The 18,183-nt window shown below is 71.4% G+C and carries 14 protein-coding genes; 10 read left to right on the forward strand and 4 right to left on the reverse strand.

Annotation, left to right across the window (positions count from 1 at the left end; genetic code table 11):
• Positions 1-48: 48 nt before the first annotated feature.
• The 9 genes from fabG to ACZ7GX_RS12285 all read left to right on the forward strand — a co-directional run bounded on the left by fabG (position 49) and on the right by ACZ7GX_RS12285 (position 10,723).
• Positions 49-753: a 3-oxoacyl-ACP reductase FabG gene (gene fabG, locus ACZ7GX_RS12245; protein ID WP_498775752.1), complete on the forward strand. Its 705-nt coding sequence runs from the start codon at positions 49-51 to the stop codon at positions 751-753.
• Positions 754-829: 76 nt separating this feature from the next.
• The gene (gene fabI, locus ACZ7GX_RS12250) at positions 830-1,597 is read left to right on the forward strand and encodes an enoyl-ACP reductase FabI (protein ID WP_498775754.1); all 768 of its coding nucleotides are present in this window, start codon (positions 830-832) and stop codon (positions 1,595-1,597) included.
• 78 nt (positions 1,598-1,675) lie between these two features.
• Complete coding sequence (locus tag ACZ7GX_RS12255) at positions 1,676-2,704, forward strand: ferrochelatase (protein WP_498775756.1); 1,029 nt, start codon at positions 1,676-1,678, stop codon at positions 2,702-2,704.
• A complete protein-coding gene (locus tag ACZ7GX_RS12260) occupies positions 2,701-3,174 on the forward strand; it encodes a YcxB family protein (protein ID WP_498775758.1) in 474 nt (157 codons plus the stop codon). Before ACZ7GX_RS12255 ends, ACZ7GX_RS12260 begins: the two co-directional genes overlap by 4 nt.
• Before the next feature lie 32 nt (positions 3,175-3,206).
• On the forward strand, positions 3,207-4,004 hold the full coding sequence (locus ACZ7GX_RS12265; RefSeq protein ID WP_498775760.1) for an Rv1486c family protein: 798 nt from the start codon (positions 3,207-3,209) through the stop codon (positions 4,002-4,004).
• Between the two features lie 427 nt (positions 4,005-4,431).
• A complete protein-coding gene (locus tag ACZ7GX_RS12270; protein ID WP_498775762.1) occupies positions 4,432-6,258 on the forward strand; it encodes a glycoside hydrolase family 6 protein in 1,827 nt (608 codons plus the stop codon).
• A gap of 113 nt (positions 6,259-6,371) precedes the next feature.
• Complete coding sequence (locus ACZ7GX_RS12275) at positions 6,372-7,226, forward strand: phosphotransferase (protein ID WP_498775764.1); 855 nt, start codon at positions 6,372-6,374, stop codon at positions 7,224-7,226.
• A gap of 180 nt (positions 7,227-7,406) precedes the next feature.
• Positions 7,407-8,792, forward strand: coding sequence for a sigma 54-interacting transcriptional regulator (locus ACZ7GX_RS12280; RefSeq protein WP_498775766.1), 1,386 nt, complete (start codon positions 7,407-7,409; stop codon positions 8,790-8,792).
• Positions 8,789-10,723, forward strand: coding sequence for a vWA domain-containing protein (locus ACZ7GX_RS12285; RefSeq protein ID WP_498775768.1), 1,935 nt, complete (start codon positions 8,789-8,791; stop codon positions 10,721-10,723). The genes ACZ7GX_RS12280 and ACZ7GX_RS12285 overlap by 4 nt, the downstream gene beginning before the upstream one ends.
• Positions 10,724-10,769: 46 nt before the next feature.
• Here ACZ7GX_RS12285 and ACZ7GX_RS12290 read toward each other — a convergent pair whose 3' ends face one another.
• From ACZ7GX_RS12290 to ACZ7GX_RS12300, 3 genes are all read right to left on the reverse strand, one after another.
• Entirely contained in the window at positions 10,770-12,086 is a 1,317-nt protein-coding gene (locus tag ACZ7GX_RS12290) for an FG-GAP-like repeat-containing protein (RefSeq protein WP_498775770.1), read from the reverse strand.
• A 112-nt stretch (positions 12,087-12,198) separates the two neighbouring features.
• A complete protein-coding gene (ctaD, locus tag ACZ7GX_RS12295) occupies positions 12,199-13,986 on the reverse strand; it encodes an aa3-type cytochrome oxidase subunit I (protein ID WP_498775772.1) in 1,788 nt (595 codons plus the stop codon).
• A gap of 70 nt (positions 13,987-14,056) precedes the next feature.
• The gene (locus ACZ7GX_RS12300; RefSeq protein WP_498776124.1) at positions 14,057-14,845 is read right to left on the reverse strand and encodes an SPFH domain-containing protein; all 789 of its coding nucleotides are present in this window, start codon (positions 14,843-14,845) and stop codon (positions 14,057-14,059) included.
• 98 nt (positions 14,846-14,943) lie between these two features.
• Here ACZ7GX_RS12300 and mshC point away from each other — a divergent pair, with 98 nt between their 5' ends.
• Positions 14,944-16,182 (forward strand): cysteine--1-D-myo-inosityl 2-amino-2-deoxy-alpha-D-glucopyranoside ligase, encoded by a 1,239-nt coding sequence (gene mshC, locus ACZ7GX_RS12305; RefSeq protein ID WP_498775774.1) that lies wholly within the window; start codon positions 14,944-14,946, stop codon positions 16,180-16,182.
• A gap of 111 nt (positions 16,183-16,293) precedes the next feature.
• Here mshC and ACZ7GX_RS12310 read toward each other — a convergent pair whose 3' ends face one another.
• On the reverse strand, positions 16,294-18,099 hold the full coding sequence (locus tag ACZ7GX_RS12310; RefSeq protein WP_498775776.1) for a S8 family peptidase: 1,806 nt from the start codon (positions 18,097-18,099) through the stop codon (positions 16,294-16,296).
• Between the last annotated feature and the right edge of the window lie 84 nt (positions 18,100-18,183).

Here is an 18,183-nt window from a genome sequence, read left to right on the forward strand (position 1 = left end):
GTAGGGGATAGCCTCGCCCCGCATCAACCAGCAGCGATGGGAGCAAGCGTGTCGAGGTCGGTTCTGGTCACCGGGGGCAACCGGGGCATCGGTCTGGCGATCGCGCGGGCGTTCGCGGCGCAGGGCGACAAGGTCGCGGTGACCCACCGCGGCTCCGGCGCGCCCGAGGGCCTGCTCGGCGTCAAGTGCGACGTGACCAGCTCCACCGAGGTGGACGCGGCGTTCGCCGAGGTCGAGGCCGCGCACGGGCCGGTCGAGGTGGTCGTGGCCAACGCGGGCATCACCGACGACACCCTCCTGCTGCGGATGACCGACGAGCAGTTCACCCGCGTCCTCGACGCCAACCTGACCGGCGCGTTCCGGGTCGCGCAGCGCGCGTCCAAGGGCATGCTGCGCAAGCGCTACGGCCGCATCGTGTTCATCTCGTCCGTGGTCGGCCTCGCGGGCGGCGCGGGCCAGGTCAACTACGCGGCCAGCAAGGCGGGCCTGGTGGGCGTCGCCCGGTCGATCGCCCGCGAGCTCGGCACGCGCAACATCACCGCGAACGTCGTCGCGCCCGGCTTCATCACCACGGACATGACCGACGCGCTGCCGGAGGACCGCAAGAAGCAGATCCTCGCCCAGGTGCCGTCGGGCCGCTACGGCACGACCGACGAGATCGCCGCCGCCGTCACCTTCCTGGCCTCCGACGCCGCCGCCTACATCACCGGCGCGGTGCTGCCGGTCGACGGCGGCCTCGGCATGGGCCACTGAACCGCCGACCCACTGTGCCGCCGACCCACTGGGCGGGCACCACTACCAAGCACAACACCTCGGAGGACGGGTTTCAGTGACGGGACTGCTCGAAGGCAAGCGGCTGCTGATCACCGGTGTGATCACGGACGCGTCGATCGCCTTCCACGTGGCCAAGGTCGCCCAGGAGCAGGGCGCCCAGGTGGTGCTCACCGGCTTCGGCCGGATGAGCCTCGTGGAGCGGATCGCCAAGCGCCTGCCGCAGGCCGCGCCGGTGGTCGAGCTCGACGTGCAGAACCAGGAGCACCTGGACACGTTGGCGGACCGGCTGCGCGAGCACGTGGACGGCCTGGACGGCGTGGTGCACGCGATCGGCTACGCCCCGCCGTCGTGCCTGGGCGCGCCCTTCATGGACGCGCCCTGGGAGGACGTGGCCACGGCCATGCACGTCTCGGCGTACTCCTACAAGTCGCTGGTGACCGCCACCCTGCCGCTGCTGGGCAGCGGCGCGTCGGTGGTCGGCCTCGACTTCGACGCCCGCCAGGTGTGGCCCGCCTACAACTGGATGGGCCCGACGAAGGCGGCGTTCGAGTCGATCAACCGCTACCTGGCCCGCGAGCTCGGCCCGAAGGGCATCCGGATCAACCTGGTCTCGGCGGGCCCCGTGCGCACCATGGCCGCCAAGTCGATCCCCGGCTTCCCGGCCCTGGAGGCCATGTGGGGCGAGAAGGCCCCGCTGGGCTGGAACGTGGACGACCCGGAGCCGGTCGCCAAGTCGGTGTGCGGGCTGCTGTCGGACTGGTTCCCGGCCACCACCGGCTCGATGGTGTTCGTCGACGGCGGCGTGCACTTCCTGGGGCTCTAGCGCACCACCGGGTCGGCGTGCGTTCGATCACGCCGACCCGGTTGTGCGGCCGCCGGGCGGCGGCGCGAGGATGTCGGGGTGAGTTACGACGCGCTGCTCTGGCTGTCCTTCGGCGGACCGGAAGGACCCGACGACGTCCGCCCCTTCCTCGAGAACGTGACCCGGGGCCGGGGCGTGCCGCCCGAGCGGTTGGACGAGGTCGAGCAGCACTACCAGCACTTCGGCGGCGTGTCCCCGATCAACGCGCTCAACCGCGCCGCGATCGAGGCCGTGCGCGGCCTGGTCGACCTGCCGATCTACTTCGGCAACCGCAACTGGCACCCGATGGTCGAGGACACGCTGGCCGAGATGAAGGCCGCCGGCGTCCGCCGCGCCCTCGTCTTCCCGACCAGCGCCTACGGCGGCTACTCGGCGTGCCGGCAGTACGACGAGGACATCCTGCGCGCGCGGGCGGCGGTCGAGGACGCGCCCGAGCTGGTCAAGCTGCGCCAGTTCTTCGACCACCCGCTGTTCGTGGCGTCGTTCGCGGACGCCGTGCGCGCCGCCGCGGCCCAGCTGCCCGGTGACGACTACCGGGTGGTGTTCACCGCGCACTCGGTGCCGGTGTCGGCCGACAAGGCCGCCGGACCGCCCGAGGACGGCGGCCACCTCTACTCCAGGCAGGTCGCCGAGGCGTCACGCCTGGTCGCCGAGGCCGTGGGGGCGGCCGACCACGACGTGGTGTGGCAGTCCCGGTCCGGCCCGCCGCAGGTCCCGTGGCTGGAACCGGACATCGTGGACCACCTGGACACCCTCTACGACAAGGGCGTGCGCAACGTGGTGGTGTGCCCGATCGGGTTCGTCAGCGATCACCTGGAAGTGGTGTGGGACCTCGACACCGAGGCCCGTGAGCGGGCGCAGGAGCTGGGCATGGGCTTCGCCCGCGCCGCCACGCCCAACGACGACCCCCGGTTCGCCGAACTGGTGGCGGAACTCGTCGCCGAGCACGTGGCGGACGCCCCGGCCCGCAAGCTCTCGGAGTTCCCGGCGCTGGGCTGCACGGTCGACGGCGCGTTCTGCGCCAAGCGGTGCTGCGAGCCCGTGAAACGGCCGGGAGCGGGCCGGTGAGCGTGGACTTCAGCTGGTCGCCGCGGCCCGCCGACTGGCGTGACGCGCTGCGCACCTCCGTGCCGCTGTACCGGTGGGCGCCGTGGTTCGCCGCGGTGCTCGCCGTGCTGGGCGTCGTCGTGCTGGTGATGGGCATGACGTGGGCGGGCGTGTTCGGGCTCGTGCTCGCTGTGATCATCATCGCACTCGTCCCGGTGGGCACCGCGGTGAACTTCCACAACCACCCGCTGGCGGCCAAGGCGGTGACCGGCACGGCGGACGCGCACTCGTTGCGGATGTCCGTCGGCGAGGCCGCGCGCAGCGAGCTGAGCTGGGCCGAACTGCCCGGCTGGGTGGAGACGGCGCGGGGGTTCGTGCTGCGGACCGGCACGACCGCCGTGTACGCCGTGCCGCACCGCGCGTTCGCCGACGCCGAGGCGGTCGAGAAGTTCCGCTCCCTGCTGGTGGAACACGTCGGCCCGGCGGCCTGAGCCGGCGCAGGGCCCGCGTACCCTCGGTAGGCGTGTCTTGTGCGAGTGCGACGCTGGTCGTCTGGACGTCAGCCTGGCTGCATGGTGCGGCCGCGGCCGACGACGTCCTCGACGCCTTGGGGTTCTGGGCCGGTCTGCACGAAGTGGTGGCCGACGACGACGGCACCGCGACGGCGCTGGACCTGCCCGGCCCCGACGAGGCCCCGGTCGGCCCCGCGCTGCTGCTGGCGTCGTTGCGCCGCGCGTCCGCGACCACGGCCCGGCTGGTCATCCCCGTGCCCGGTGACGTGCGCGGGCTCGGCGCCAACGGTCCGCTCGGGAAGTCCGCGTTGCGCGCGGGCGAGGCCGCCGTGCTGCCCGAGGTCGGCGTGGGGCTGGTGCCGAAGCTGGTGGCCGACGGTGTCGTGCGGTGGACGGTGTTCGACCTGCCCGGCGCGCCGACCGGCGAGCACGTGCCGATCGGCGAGGCCGAGCACGGGCTGGCGTCGGCGATGCGCGAGGCGGCCACCGCGCTGGTGACGCTGGACGTGGCGCGGCACCGCCCGAACGTGCGGGCCGAGATCGCCGCGCTGTCCGCGGAGCACACGGCGCTGGAGTGGCCCGCCGGGATGCCGCCCCGCGCCCTGCGCGTGCTCCAGCGCGCCTCCGAGGTCGCCGCGATCCTCACCGTGGCGGCGTCGGACGCGCCGGGCGGAGCCGTGTCCGCGACCGCGACGAGGGCGCGGGACGAGGCGCTGCGGCCGTTGTCCGAGGCCGTGCGGCTGGCCCGGCTCGCCGCCGTGGACGAAGCCGTCCGGGTCCTTTCGGATCAGGGTGCCGGCCGCCATTAGGCGGCAGTCGTCGTCGAATATTCGACAGCTATTCGGTGACCATCGAAATGGATGATTGTCCGATCGTGGCACGGTGAATCGAATATTCGACGGCGAACGTACTCCCGAACCTCGCCGACTATCGGCCGAACAGGTGATCCGGGTGACGGCCATTCGCGCTCCGAATCGATTCCGGCCGAACGTGCGCGGCGAATCCTGACGGCGGTCGAAGCGCCATAAGGCCAGCTCAACAGGCCTGCGACAGGGTACGTGCCCGGGTATAGCGACGGATTATGTCCAGGTCAACCCCTCGTCAACACGCGGTGTCGTGCGTTACGGTACGTCTGGGAGCGCTCCCAGGAAGCTGTTTCGGTCTCGCGTCGAATCCCGATTCGGCGAATCACTGGGAGCGCTCCCAGATGGCGGGTTGCTCGCAAGGAGGCGATGCATGAGTCTGCGCACATTCGTACGCTCCCGGAAACTGACCGGGGCATTGGCGGTGACCTCGGTGGCGGCACTGTCCGTTGCCGGGGTGGTGGCTTCGACCGCCACCGCCAACGCCGCACCCGGTTGTCGGGTGGCGTACCAGATCACGAACCAGTGGCAAGGCGGATTCGGCGCCAACGTCACGGTCACCAACCTGGGTGACGCCATTTCCGGCGGTTGGACGCTGGAGTGGGACTTCGCCGCCGGCCAGCGGGTCCAGCAGGGTTGGAACGGCACGTTCTCCCAGTCCGGGACGCGCGTGACGGTCCGCAACCCCTCTTGGGCCGGCAACCTCGGCACCGGCGCGTCGGTGACGCCCGGCTTCAACGGCTCGTGGACCGGGTCCAACCCGGTGCCCACGCAGTTCCGGCTGAACGGCACGGTGTGCACGGGGTCGATCGACACGACGACGACCACCACCACCACCAGCACGACCACGAGCACGACGACCAGCACCACGACCACGACCACCACCACGGGCAACAACCCGGGCGGTCCGAGGGTGGACAACCCGTACGTGGGCGCGGGCGTGTACGTCAACCCGCAGTGGTCGGCTCGCGCCGCCGCCGAGGCGGGTGGCTCGCGGATCGCGAACCAGCCCACCGCGGTGTGGCTGGACCGGACCAGCGCGATCGAGGGCAACGGCTCGCCCACGACCGGCAGCATGGGCCTGGCCGCCCACCTCGACGAGGCCGAGAAGCAGCGCGCCGCGCGTTCGGACGGCGAGCTGGTCTTCCAGTTCGTCGTCTACAACCTGCCCGGTCGCGACTGCGCCGCGCTGGCCTCCGCCGGTGAGCTGGGCCCGACAGAGATCGGTCGCTACAAGACCGAGTACATCGACAAGATCACGAGCATCGTCAGCAACCCGAAGTACTCGAAGCTGCGCATCGTCGCGGTCATCGAGATCGACTCGCTGCCGAACCTCGTCACCAACGTGTCCCCGCGTGCCACGGCCGTGCCGGCCTGCGACACGATGAAGGCGAACGGCAACTACGTCGAGGGCGTCTCGTACGCCGTCGGCAAGCTGGGTGACATCCCGAACGTCTACAACTACCTCGACTCCGGCCACCACGGCTGGATCGGGTGGGGCGACACGGTTCCCGAGTACGACAACTTCTACGCTTCGGCGAAGCAGTTCGCGGCGATCCTGGGCAAGAACGGCGCCACCAAGGAGAAGGTCCACGGCTTCGCCACCAACACGGCGAACTACTCCGCGCTGGAGGAGCCGTACTGGACGGTCGACGACCTGGTCGGCGGTCGCCCGGTGAAGGAGAACGCCAAGTGGGTCGACTGGAACGACTTCAACGGTGAGCTGGGCTTCGCCACGGCGATGCGCGCCGAGCTCGTCAAGCAGGGCTTCGACAGCAGCATCGGCATGCTGATCGACACCTCGCGCAACGGTTGGGGCGGCCCGAACCGGCCCACCGCGAAGTCGACCGCGACCACCGCGGACGCCTACGTGAACGAGTCGCGCATCGACCGCCGCTACCAGAAGGGCAACTGGTGCAACCAGGCCGGCGCCGGTCTGGGCGAGCGGCCCAAGGCCGCGCCGAAGCCGAGCATCGACGCCTACGTCTGGATCAAGCCGCCGGGCGAGTCCGACGGTGCGTCCAGCGAGATCCCGAACGACGAGGGCAAGCGCCTCGACCGGATGTGCGACCCGACCTACGGTGGCAACATCCGCAACGGCAACAACCCGTCGGGTGCTCTCGCCGACGCGCCGCTCTCGGGCCACTGGTTCTCGGCCCAGTTCCAGCAGCTCATGGCCAACGCCTACCCGGCGCTGTGACCACAGGCTGACCGGCACGACAACTGAACAGCTCTGCACACCGTAGGCGGCGCCCACCCCGGGCGTCGCCTACGGGCGTTGATCCGGTTGTGCCCGCCCCTACCGTGGCACGGGTGGACGTCGAGGAGATCACCGAGCGGTTGACCCTGAGGTTCGGCCCTTCGGTGGCCGAGTGGTGCGCGCGCGTGCCGGAGCAGGCGGCCGAGGCCGCCGCCCGCTGGGACCTCACCTTGGGCGAGGTGATGCCGCCGGGTGCTTCGTCGGTCGTGGTGGCGTGCGCGCGGGGGGACGCGCCGCTGGTGCTGAAGCTGAGCCCGGACCCGGTGTTCCTGGCCGAGCAGGCGTCGGTGCTGCGGCACTTCGCCCCGTCCGGCCGCGTGCCGGCGGTACTGGCCGAGGCGGACGGAACGGTGCTGATGGAGGAGGTCCGACCCGGGACCCCGGCCGACGAACTGCCGGCCCCGCCGGCACCGCGGGAGTGGGCCGACCTGGTGGCCGCGCTGCACACCGCGCCGACCGGGGGACGGCGGTGGCTGACCCTGCGCGCCCGCTGTGAGGAGGCCTACACCCGCATCGGCCGCCGCCTGGCCGACCCCGCGGTGGCCGCCCACATCCCGCAGCAGACGTGGACCCGGGCCCTGGACCGCTGCCGGGCACTGCTCGACACCCAGCCGCACGTGCTGCTGCACGGTGATCTCCACCTGGGCAACGTCCTGAGCGGCGGAGACCTCCTGATGGCCATCGACCCGCGGCCGTGCGTGGGCGACCCGTGCTTCGACGTCGTGGACTACGCCCTGGCCGGTGTGGGCCACGAAGGCGTGGCTGAACGCGCGACCGCTGTGGCCGAGGAGGCCGCCCTGGACCCCGACCGGCTGCACGAGTGGTGCCGAGCCCTGGCCCCGATGGCCGCCATCGCCTACCTGGACGACGAGGCGACCCGAACGGTCCTGCTCACCCTGGCCCGCTGAACCGTCCGACTCGGCTGAACCCGCCGATGCTTCGCAAGAGTCCCCGCCCAGGGGACCCCTGTTCTCATTCTCCCAGAAGGGTCCGACAATTCGCGGGGCCGAAGCGTCCACCAGGGGCGAAACCCGAGGTGGAGTGGGTTCACGTCGACCGACGGCCCGCCAGTGCGTAACTTCGGTGGAGTGACCTCTGACCTTCCCACCACCGCAGGCGCCCTCCGCGCGGCCGGTCATCTGCCGCGCGGGGTCAAGGCCGAGATCCGGGAGAACCTCCTGGCCGCCCTCCGCGACGGCCGCGACCCGTGGCCCGGCATCGTCGGCTTCGACCGCACCGTCCTGCCGCAGCTGGAGCGCGCCCTCCTCGCGGGGCACGACGTGGTGCTCCTCGGCGAACGGGGACAGGGCAAGACGCGGCTCCTGCGCACCATCGTCGGCCTGCTCGACGAGTGGACCCCGGTGATCGAGGGCGCCGAGCTGAACGAGCACCCGCTCGACCCCATCACCCCCGAGTCGAAGCGCCGCGCGGAGGAACTCGGCGACGAGCTCCCCGTCACCTGGAAGCACCGGGACGAGAGGTTCGCCGAGAAGCTCGCCACCCCGGACACGAGCGTCGGCGACCTGGTCGGCGACGTCGACCCGGTCAAGGTCGCCCAGGGCCGCAGCCTCGGCGACCCGGAGACCATCCACTACGGCCTGCTGCCCCGCTCCCACCGCGGCGTCATCGCCGTCAACGAGCTGCCCGACCTGGCCGAACGCATCCAGGTCGCGCTGCTGAACGTGATGGAGGAACGCGACATCCAGATCCGCGGCTACACGCTGCGGCTCCCGCTGGACGTCCTGCTCGTCGCCACCGCCAACCCCGAGGACTACACCAACCGCGGCCGGATCATCACGCCGCTCAAGGACCGCTTCGGCGCGGAGATCCGCACCCACTACCCGCTGGAGATCGGCGCCGAGGTCGAGCTGGTCCGCCAGGAGGCCCACCTGGTCGCCGAGGTCGGCGACCACCTGCTGGAGGTCATCGCTCGGTTCGTGCGGCACCTGCGCGAGTCGTCCGCGATCGACCAGCGCTCCGGCGTGTCGGCCAGGTTCGCGGTCGCGGCGGCGGAGACGGTGGCCGCCAGCGCCCTGCGCCGCAGCGCGCTGATCGGCGAGAACCCGCCCATCGCCCGCCCGGTCGACCTGGAGTCGGTCACGGAGGTGCTGCGCGGCAAGCTGGAGTTCGAGGCCGGCGAGGAGGGCCGCGAGCAGGAGGTGCTGGTCCACCTGCTGCGCCGGGCGACCGCGGACGCGGCGCGGTCCACGTTCGCGGGGATCGACCTGCGGCCGCTGGCCGAGCTGGTGTCCGACGGCCACCCCGTGGCCACCGGTGAACGCGTGCACCCCGGCGACATGCTGGCCGCGCTGCCCGAACTGCCCTTGCTGCACGACGTGGCGCAGCGGGTCGGCGCCGGGCCCAAGGACCCGGCGGGACGCATCGCGTCGGCCGTCGAGCTGGCGTTGGAATCGCTCTACCTCACCCGTCAGCTGTCCAAGGACAGCGACGACGACCGGACGGTGTACGGATGAGCGCCTACCGGTACGGCCGGTACGTCGACGGGCCCGACCCGCTCGCCCCGCCGACCGACCTGCGCGCGGCCATGGACGAGCTCGGCCGCGAGGTCATGGAGGGCTCCTCACCCGCCTCGGCGCTGCGCGAGCTGCTGCGCCGGGGCCTGCCCGGCACCCGCGGCCTGGACGACCTGACCGCCCGGCTGTGGCAGAAGCGCGCCGCGCTGACCCGGCGTCACCGGCTCGACGGCACGTTGCAGGAGATCCAGCGGCTGCTGGAGGAGGCGTTGGCCGCCGAACGGGCCGCGCTGTTCCCCGACCCGGACGACGAGGCGCGGTTCCGCGAGGCCCGGCTGGACGCGTTGCCGCAGTCGACCGCGGCGGCCGTGAGCGAGCTGGCCGAGTACGACTGGCGCTCCCCGCAGGCCCGTGAGTCCTACGAGCAGATCCGCAACCTGCTCGGCCGCGAGCTGATGGACCAGCGTTTCCAGGGCATGAAGCAGGCCATGGAGAACGTCCGGCCCGAGGACGTGCAGCGCATCCAGTCCATGCTGGACGACCTCAACGGCCTGCTCGCCGCGCACGCCGCCGGCGAGGACACGGGCGAGCGGTTCGAGCGGTTCATGCGCGAGCACGGCGAGTTCTTCCCGGAGAACCCGGAGTCGGTCGACGAGCTGATCGACGCGCTGGCCGCCCGGTCCGCCGCCGCCCAGCGCATGATGAACTCGATGTCCGAGGAGCAGCGCCAGGAGCTGTCGTCGTTGTCGCAGCAGGCGTTCGGCAACTCGGGCGTCGGCTCGCAACTGTCCCAGCTGGACGCCCTGCTGCAAGGGCTGCGGCCCGGCGAGGACTGGAACGGTTCGGCCCGGTTCCGCGGCGACAACCCGCTGGGGCTGGGCGAGGGCGCCCAGGCGATGGCGGACCTGGCCGAGCTGGACGCGTTGGCCGAGCAGCTCTCGCAGGGCTACCCCGGCGCGCGGCTGGAGGACATCGACCTGGAGGCGCTGGTCCGGCAGCTCGGCGCGGAGGCGGGCGTCGACGCGCGGCGGCTGGCCGAGCTGGAACGCGAGCTGCGGTCGCAGAACCTGCTGGAACGCGCGCCGGACGGCTCGCTGCGGCTGACGCCGAAGGCGTTGCGGCGGTTGGGCGAGACGGCGTTGCGCGGCGTGCTCGACAGCGCCCGCGAGCAGGGTCAGCGGGACAACTCGTCCGCCGGCGCGGCCGGTGAGCTGATCGGGTCGACCCGGCCGTGGCGGTTCGGGGACACCGAGCCGTGGAACGTGCCGCGGACCGTCACCAACGCCGTGCTGCGGTCGGCGGGCGGCCCGGTCGAGCTCGACGTGGTCGACGTCGAGGTGAGCGAGACCGAGCAGCGGTCACGAGCGGCGGTCGCGCTGTGCGTGGACACGTCCTGGTCGATGGTGCAGGACGGCCGGTGGGTGCCGATGAAGCGCACCGCGCTGGCGTTGCACCACCTGGTGCGGACCAGGTTCCGCACCGACGCGCTGGAGCTGATCACGTTCGGCCGGCACGCCGAGACCGTCGACATCGGCCGGCTCACCGCCCTGGAAGGGGTGTGGGAGCAGGGCACGAACCTGCACCACGCGCTGCTGCTGGCGGGGCGGCACGTCCGCAAGCACCCCGACGCGCAGCCGGTGGTCCTGGTGGTCACCGACGGCGAGCCGACCGCGCACCTGGAGGCGACCGGCGACGCCGAGTTCCAGTACCCGCCGCTGCCGCGGACCATCGGCAAGACCCTGGTCGAGGTCGACAACCTGGCCCGGCTCGGCGCGTCGATCACGGTGTTCCGGCTCGGCGACGACCCGAGGCTGACCAGGTTCGTCGACACGGTGGCCCGGCGGTCCGGCGGCCGGGTCGTCGCACCCGGCGAGGACGGCCTGGGCGCGGCCGTGGTCAGCGACTACCTGCGGTCCCGCAAGCGCCGCTGACGGGAGGGTGGCGCGTCCCCGGCCGGGTCCGCGCCACCCCCGGAGGTCACATCACGTGCGGGAACGCGCCCCAACCGTGTCCGAGCTGCTTCGGTGACGAGAGCGCCAGGCCGTTGTTCGGGTAGTAGTGCAGGTCGCCTGCGGCGTCGACGCCGAGCACGTCGGCGTGCCCGTCACCGCTGAAGTCGGACGCGAAGACCTGCTTGAACGCGCCCCAGCCGTGGCCGATCTGCTTGGGCGTGGAGAGGGCCAGGCCGTTGTTCGGGTAGTAGAGGAGGTCGCCTGCGGCGTTGACGCCGAGCACGTCGGCGTGTCCGTCGCCGCTGAAGTCGGCTGCCATGACGTGGCTGAACGAGCCCCAGCCGTGGCCGATCTGCTTGGGCGTGGAGAGTGCGAGGCCGTTGTTGGGGTAGTAGAGCAGGTCGCCGGCGGCGTTGACGCCGAGCACGTCGGCGTGGCCATCGCCGCTGAAGTCGGCTGCCATGACGTGGGAGAACGAGCCCCAGCCGTGCCCGATCTGCTTCGGTGACGAGAGCGCCAGGCCGTTGTTCGGGTAGTAGAGGAGGTCGCCCGCGGCGCTGACGCCGAGCACGTCCGCGTTCCCGTCGCCGCTGAAGTCCGCGGCCGTGACCTGGGAGAACGAGCCCCAGCCGTGGCCGATCTGCTTGGGCGTGGAGAGTGCGAGGCCGTTGTTGGGGTAGTAGAGCAGGTCGCCTGCGGCGTTGACGCCCAGCACGTCGGAGTGGCCGTCGCCGCTGAAGTCCGACACCCGTTCGAGGTCGGGCTCCTCCTGGCAGTTGCGGCTCGTGACGTCACGCCAGGTCCTCGAGGCCCCGGTGTAGGTGACCCCGTCGAACGTCGCCGCCACGCGTTCCGCGCCGGCGAAGCCCCAGGTGGCGCTGCCGTCGCCGTTCGCGTCGAAGCCCTGCTCGTAGTGCAGGTGCGGGTGGCCGTTGGAGGTGGGGCCGCTCTTGCCGACCCGGCCGATCAGCTGACCCCGGGCGACCCGCGCCCCGACCCCGACCGCACGCGAGTCCAGGTGCAGGTAGGTGGTGAAGTGGCCGCCGCCGTGGTTGATCTGGATCATGTGGCCGGCGTTGTCGTGGTAGGTGGACTTGTTCACCGTGCCGGCCGCCGGCGCCAGCAGCGCCGCGCCCAGGGTGCCCACCTGGTTCGGCTCGCGCACCATGTCCAGCGCGGGGCTGTGCGCCCACGTGTCCAGCCGCCACTCCTGCCCGCACTCGAACGGCAACTGGAACGCGGGCGCGGCCTGCGCCGGTGACGCGAACACCACCAGCCCGGCCGCGGCGGCCAGGCAAGCGCTCACGGCGGCACGCAGCCGTGCCGTTCTGCCTCGTGACATCCGAGGTCCTCCCCAACGGTCGTCCGGAAACCCCGTCCCGACTGGGACACATCACCGTAGGGAAGCAACCAGGTGCCCGACTATCAGGCGAACGCCCGACAATGCGGCCGGCTCAGTCCTGCCGGTCCTCCTTGACCTCGTCCTTCGTCCCGCGCTCCCGCTCGGTCGAGGCGAGGGCCTTCTCGGTCGTGGCGTCGGGTTCGACCCGGTGCTTGCCGGGCCGCAGCGAGAAGTGGGACTCGTCGCGCATCCGCTCCACCATGTGCGGGTAGTGCAGCTCGAACGCCGGCCGCTCGGACCGGATCCGCGGCAGCTCGGTGAAGTTGTGCCGCGGCGGCGGGCACGTCGTCGCCCATTCGAGGGAGTTGCCGAAGCCCCACGGGTCGTCGCGCTCGGCCGGGTCGCCGAACCGGTAGCTGCGCAGCACGTTCCACACGAACGGCAGCACGGACGCGCCCAGCAGGAATGCCCCGATCGTGGAGATCGTGTTCATCAGGGTGAAGCCGTCGCCGGGCAGGTAGTCGGCGTACCGGCGGGGCATGCCGATGTTGCCGAGCCAGTGCTGGATCAGGAACGTGCCGTGGAAGCCCAGGAACGTGGTCCAGAAGTGCAGCTTGCCCAGCGGCTCGTTCAGCATCCGCCCGGTCATCTTGGGGAACCAGAAGTACAGGCCCGCGTAGGTGGCGAACACGATCGTGCCGAACAGCACGTAGTGGAAGTGGGCCACCACGAAGTACGTGTCGGTGACGTGGAAGTCCAGCGGCGGCGAGGCCAGGATGATGCCCGTCAGCCCGCCGAGCAGGAACGTGATGAGGAACCCGATGCTGAACAGCATCGGCGTCTCCAGGGTGATCGACCCCTTCCACATGGTGCCGATCCAGTTGAAGAACTTGATGCCCGTCGGCACCGCGATCAGGAACGTCATCAGCGAGAAGAACGGCAGCAGCACCGCTCCGGTGGCGAACATGTGGTGCGCCCACACCGCCACCGACAGCGCCGCGATCGCGAACGTGGCGAAGACCAGTCCCTTGTAGCCGAACAGCGGTTTGCGGCTGAACACCGGGAAGATCTCCGACACGATCCCGAAGAACGGCAGCGCGACGATGTAGACCTCGGGGTGGCCGAAGAACCAGAACAGGTGCTGCCACAGGATCACGCCGCCGTTGGCGGGGTCGAACACGTGCGCGCCGAGGTGCCGGTCGGCGGCCAGGCCCATCAGCGCGGCGGTCAGGATCGGGAACGCCAGCAGGATCAGGATGCTGGTGACGAAGATGTTCCAGGTGAAGATCGGCATCCGGAACATGGTCATGCCGGGCGCGCGCAGGCAGCACACCGTCGTCACCATGTTGACCCCGCCGAGGATCGTGCCGAGGCCGGACACCGCCAGCCCCATGATCCACAGGTCCGGTCCGATGCCGGGGCTGTGGATGGCGCTGCTCAGCGGCGTGTAGGCGGTCCAGCCGAAGTCCGCCGCGCCGCCGGGCGTGAGGAACCCGGCCATCACAGTCAGCCCGCCGAACAGGAACAGCCAGTAGGAGAACGCGTTGAGCCGGGGGAACGCCACGTCCGGCGCGCCGATCTGCAGCGGCAGGATGTAGTTGGCGAAACCGAACAGGATCGGCGTCGCGTACAGCAGCAGCATGATCGTGCCGTGCATGGTGAACAGCTGGTTGTACTGCTCGTTGGACAGGAACTGGAGCCCCGGCCGGGCCAGCTCGCCGCGGATGAGCAGGGCCATCACGCCACCGACCATGAAGAACATGAACGACGTGACCAGGTAGAGGATCCCGATCTGCTTCGGGTCGGTCGTGCGGAGCAGCCCCAGCAGCACCGAGCCCTTGGACCGTCGTCGGGCCGCACCCGGGTGGGTGATCACCGGTTCCGGCTTGAGCGCGGTCATGCCGCCTCCCTCGTCCTGACGACGTGAGCCAGACCACATCGTCCCCCCGTCCGTCGCACGGGGCAAACGCTCAGCCCTGCTTGGGCACCGTGACCTGCTGTTCTATCGCGCCCGACGCCCGTTCGAGGAAGCGGAGCAACTCGACCGGGAACGGCAGCACCAGGGTCGAGTTCTTCTCCGCCGCCACCTCGACGATGGTCTGCAGCAGCCTGAGCTGCAGCGCGGCTGGCGTGGCGGACATGGCCGCGGCGGCCTCGGACAGCTTCTTCGACGCCTGCAGCTCGCCGTCGGCGGTGATGATGCGCGCCCGCCGCTCCCGCTCCGCCTCGGCCTGCCGCGACATGGACCGCTTCATGCTCTCCGGCAGCGCCACGTCCTTGATCTCGACCCGGTCGATCTCGATGCCCCAGGACACCGCCGGGTTGTCGATCATCAGCTCCAGGCCCTGGTTGAGGCGTTCCCGGTTGGACAGCAGGTCGTCGAGCTCGCTCTTGCCGATGATCGAGCGCAACGACGTCTGCGCGACCTGGAGCATGGCGAACCGGTAGTCCTCGACCGTGACGACGGCGCGCACCGCGTCGACCACCTTGAAGTACACGACGGCGTCCACGCGCACGGTGACGTTGTCGCGGGTGATGCCGTCCTGAGCCGGGATGGGCTGGGTGACGATCTGGAGGTTCACCTTCCGCAGCCGGTCGATGCCCGGCACGACCATGGTCAGCCCCGGCCCGCGCAGCGCCGGTCGCACCCTGCCGAAGCGGAACACCAGGCCCTGCTCGTACTGCTTGACGATGCGCGCGCTGCTCGCGAGGCCGACGGCGAACAGGCCCAGCGCGCCGATGACGATGTCCAGGATCATCGCGACCATCTCCCAGGTCCCCTGGTCAGAGGGTACGCCCGCGTCCCGCGGTGCGGACGCTTCGTGGCCCGTCCGACCGGCGAGTTAGGGTCGTTCACATGCAGACCTGGTCATCCACTCCTGTCCCGCGGGTAGCGGGGGAGCCGCGCCCGTTGCGGCTGTTCGACACCGCCACCGGTGAGGTGCGCCCGACCGCCCCCGGCGCCACCGCCAGGCTGTACGTCTGCGGCATCACCCCGTACGACGCCACGCACCTCGGGCACGCGGCCACCTACCTGGCGTTCGACCTGGTCCACCGGGTGTGGCTGGACAACGGCCACGACGTGCACTACGTGCAGAACGTGACCGACATCGACGACCCGCTGCTGGAGCGGGCCGAGCGCGACCAGGACGACTGGGTGGTCCTGGGCATGCGGGAGACCGCGCTGTTCCGCGAGGACATGGTGAGCCTGCGGGTGCTGCCGCCGCGCGACTACGTGGGCGCGGTCGACGCGATCCCCGAGGTGGTCGAGGTCATCGGGAAGCTGCTGGCCGGCGGCGCGGCGTACCGGGTCGACGACCCCGAGCACCCGGACGTCTACTTCGACCACACGGCGACCGGGCGGTTCGGCTACGAGTCGAACTACGACCTGGAGACGATGGCCAAGTACTTCGCCGAGCGCGGCGGCGACCCGGACCGGCCCGGCAAGCGCCACCCGCTGGACGCGCTGCTGTGGCGCGCCGCCCGGGCGGGCGAGCCGTCGTGGCCGTCGGAGCTGGGCCCCGGCCGCCCCGGCTGGCACATCGAGTGCAGCGCCATCGCGCTCAACCGGCTCGGCACGTCGTTCGACGTGCAGGGCGGCGGGTCGGACCTGATCTTCCCGCACCACGAGTTCTCCGCCGCGCACGCCGAGGCGGCGACCGGCGAGCACCCGTTCGCCCGGCACTACGTGCACGCGGGCATGATCGGGCTGGACGGCGAGAAGATGTCCAAGTCGCGCGGCAACCTGGTCTTCGTGTCCAAGCTGCGGGCGCAGAAGGTCGACCCGAACGCGGTGCGGCTGGCGTTGTTCGCGGGCCACTACCGCACCGACCGGACGTGGAGCGACCGCCTGCTGGCCGAGGCCGAGGCGAGGCTCGCGAAGTGGCGGCTCGCGGCGGCCCTGTCGACGGGGCCGAGCGCGGTCGCCACCGTCGCCCGCCTGCGCGACCACCTCGGCGACGACCTCGACACGCCCAAGGCGCTGGCCGCGCTGGACGCGTGGGCGGCCGAGGCCCTCTCGACCGGCGGCTCGGACCACACGGGCCCGACCCTGTTCCGCGCCGCGGCCGACTCGCTGCTCGGCGTGGAGCTCTAAAGCCCCGCGGAAGGGGCTTGACCGGACCCGCCCGCACCTCCTGCCGCGCGTAGTGGCGACACGCGAACGGGGCCGTCCCGAAGTGGGGCGGCCCCGCCGGTCACGTCACGCTCAGACGTCGAGCGTCCAGCTGTTGATGTAGCCCGTGTCCAGGTACGCCTGGTCGCGGACGCGCAGCTTCCAGGTGCCCGCGGCGGCCTCGGAGGAGGCGTTCACGGTGAAGGTGCGGTTGATGTTGTCGGTGCCGCCACCGCTGCGGTTGTGCAGGTTGTACACCGTGCCGTCCGGCGCGACCAGGTCGACGACGAGGTCACCGATGTAGGTGTGCACGATGTCGACCTGCACGCTCGTGGTCGCCGAGGCGTTCGTGGCGCAGGTCAGCGCGATCGGGCTGCTCACGTCGGAGTTGTCGCCGATCGTCACGTCGGTGCCGTTGGTGACCGCGTCGCAGGACCCGCCGGTGGACGTGACCGTCCACGTGAACGTGGTGCTGCCGGTGCGCGACGCCGAGTCGGTCGCCGTCACCGTCACCGAGGACGTGCCGGTGGCCGTCGGCGTGCCGCTGACCAGGCCCGAGGAGCTGATCGACAGGCCGGCCGGCAGGCCGGTGGCCGAGAACGTGTACGGCGCGGTGCCGCCGCTCGCGGACAGCTGCAGGCTGACCGCCGTGCCGACGACGGTCGACTGGTTGCCCGGGTTGGTCACGGCCGGGCCGCCGGGGGTCGACGTGCCGGTGAACAGCAGCTTGTTCGGCGAGCCGGTGCCCGGGCTGGTGACCTTGTCGGAGGTGGCGGCGGCGACGATCGCCGCGTTCACCGTCGGCGGGGTCGCGGTCGGGTTGTCCGCCAGGTACAGCGCGGCGGCGCCGGCGACGTGCGGCGAGGCCATCGACGTTCCGCTGATCGTGTTCGTGGAGGTGTCGTTGGTCATCCACGCCGAGGTGATGTTCTGGCCGGGCGCGAACAGGTCGGTGCAGGTGCCGTAGTTCGAGAACGAGGCGCGCGCGTCGGTGTTGGTGGACGCGTTCACGCTCAGCGCCTCGGCGACCCGCGCCGGGGAGTAGTTGCACGCGTTGGCGTTGGAGTTGCCCGACGCGACCGCGTAGGTGATGCCCGCGGCGATGGAGTTGCGCACCGCGGTGTCCAGGGCGGTGTCGACGCCGCCGCCGAGCGACATGTTGGCGACCGCGGGCTTGACGGCGTTCTGGGTGACCCAGTTGACGCCGTTCACCACGCCCGCCGTGGTGCCGGAGCCGGCGCAGTTGAGCACCTTGACCGCGATCAGCCGCACGCCCTTGGCGACGCCGTGCGCGGTGCCGCCGACGGTGCCGGCGACGTGGGTGCCGTGGCCGTTGCAGTCGGTGTTGTTCGTGTCGACCGTGTTGGTGCCCCAGGTCGCCCGGCCGCCGAAGTCGGAGTGGGTCGTCCGGATGCCCGTGTCGATGATGTACGCCCGCACGTTGCTCGCGGTCGTGGCGTAGTTGTAGGCGCTGTCCAGCGGCAGGTTGCGCTGGTCGATGCGGTCCAGGCCCCACGACGGCGGGTTCGGCTGGACCGCGTCGATCGAGATCGGCAGGTCGGCCTGCACGAACGCGACCCGCGGGTCGGCGGCCAGGCGCCTGGCCTGCGCCGCGGACATGGTGGCGTGGAAGCCGTTGAGCGCGTGCTGCCAGGCCACGCGGACCTGGCCGCCGTACTTGTCGACCAGCGAGGACGCGGTCGAGGCGGAGGCGGATCTCGGCGACGACGCGTCGTTGAGGGCCACGATGTAGGAGCCGGGGACGGCGTCGGCGCGCTCGGCGCCGAGCACGTCGCCCTCGGCCGCCGCCACGCCGACGTTCGCGAAGGCCAGCGCGGCGGCCGACACGGCGGCCAGGCCGAGCACGGCCAGTCTTCTGGTGGTTCGGGCGTCTCCCATGGAGGGTTCTCCCTTTGGGCAGGGCTGCGCGGCCGTGCCGGGCGGGTGCGCCGGTCGGCCGTGCGATGCAGGGGATGGGAACGT

This window comes from Actinosynnema sp. NPDC037264, from assembly GCF_055603705.1.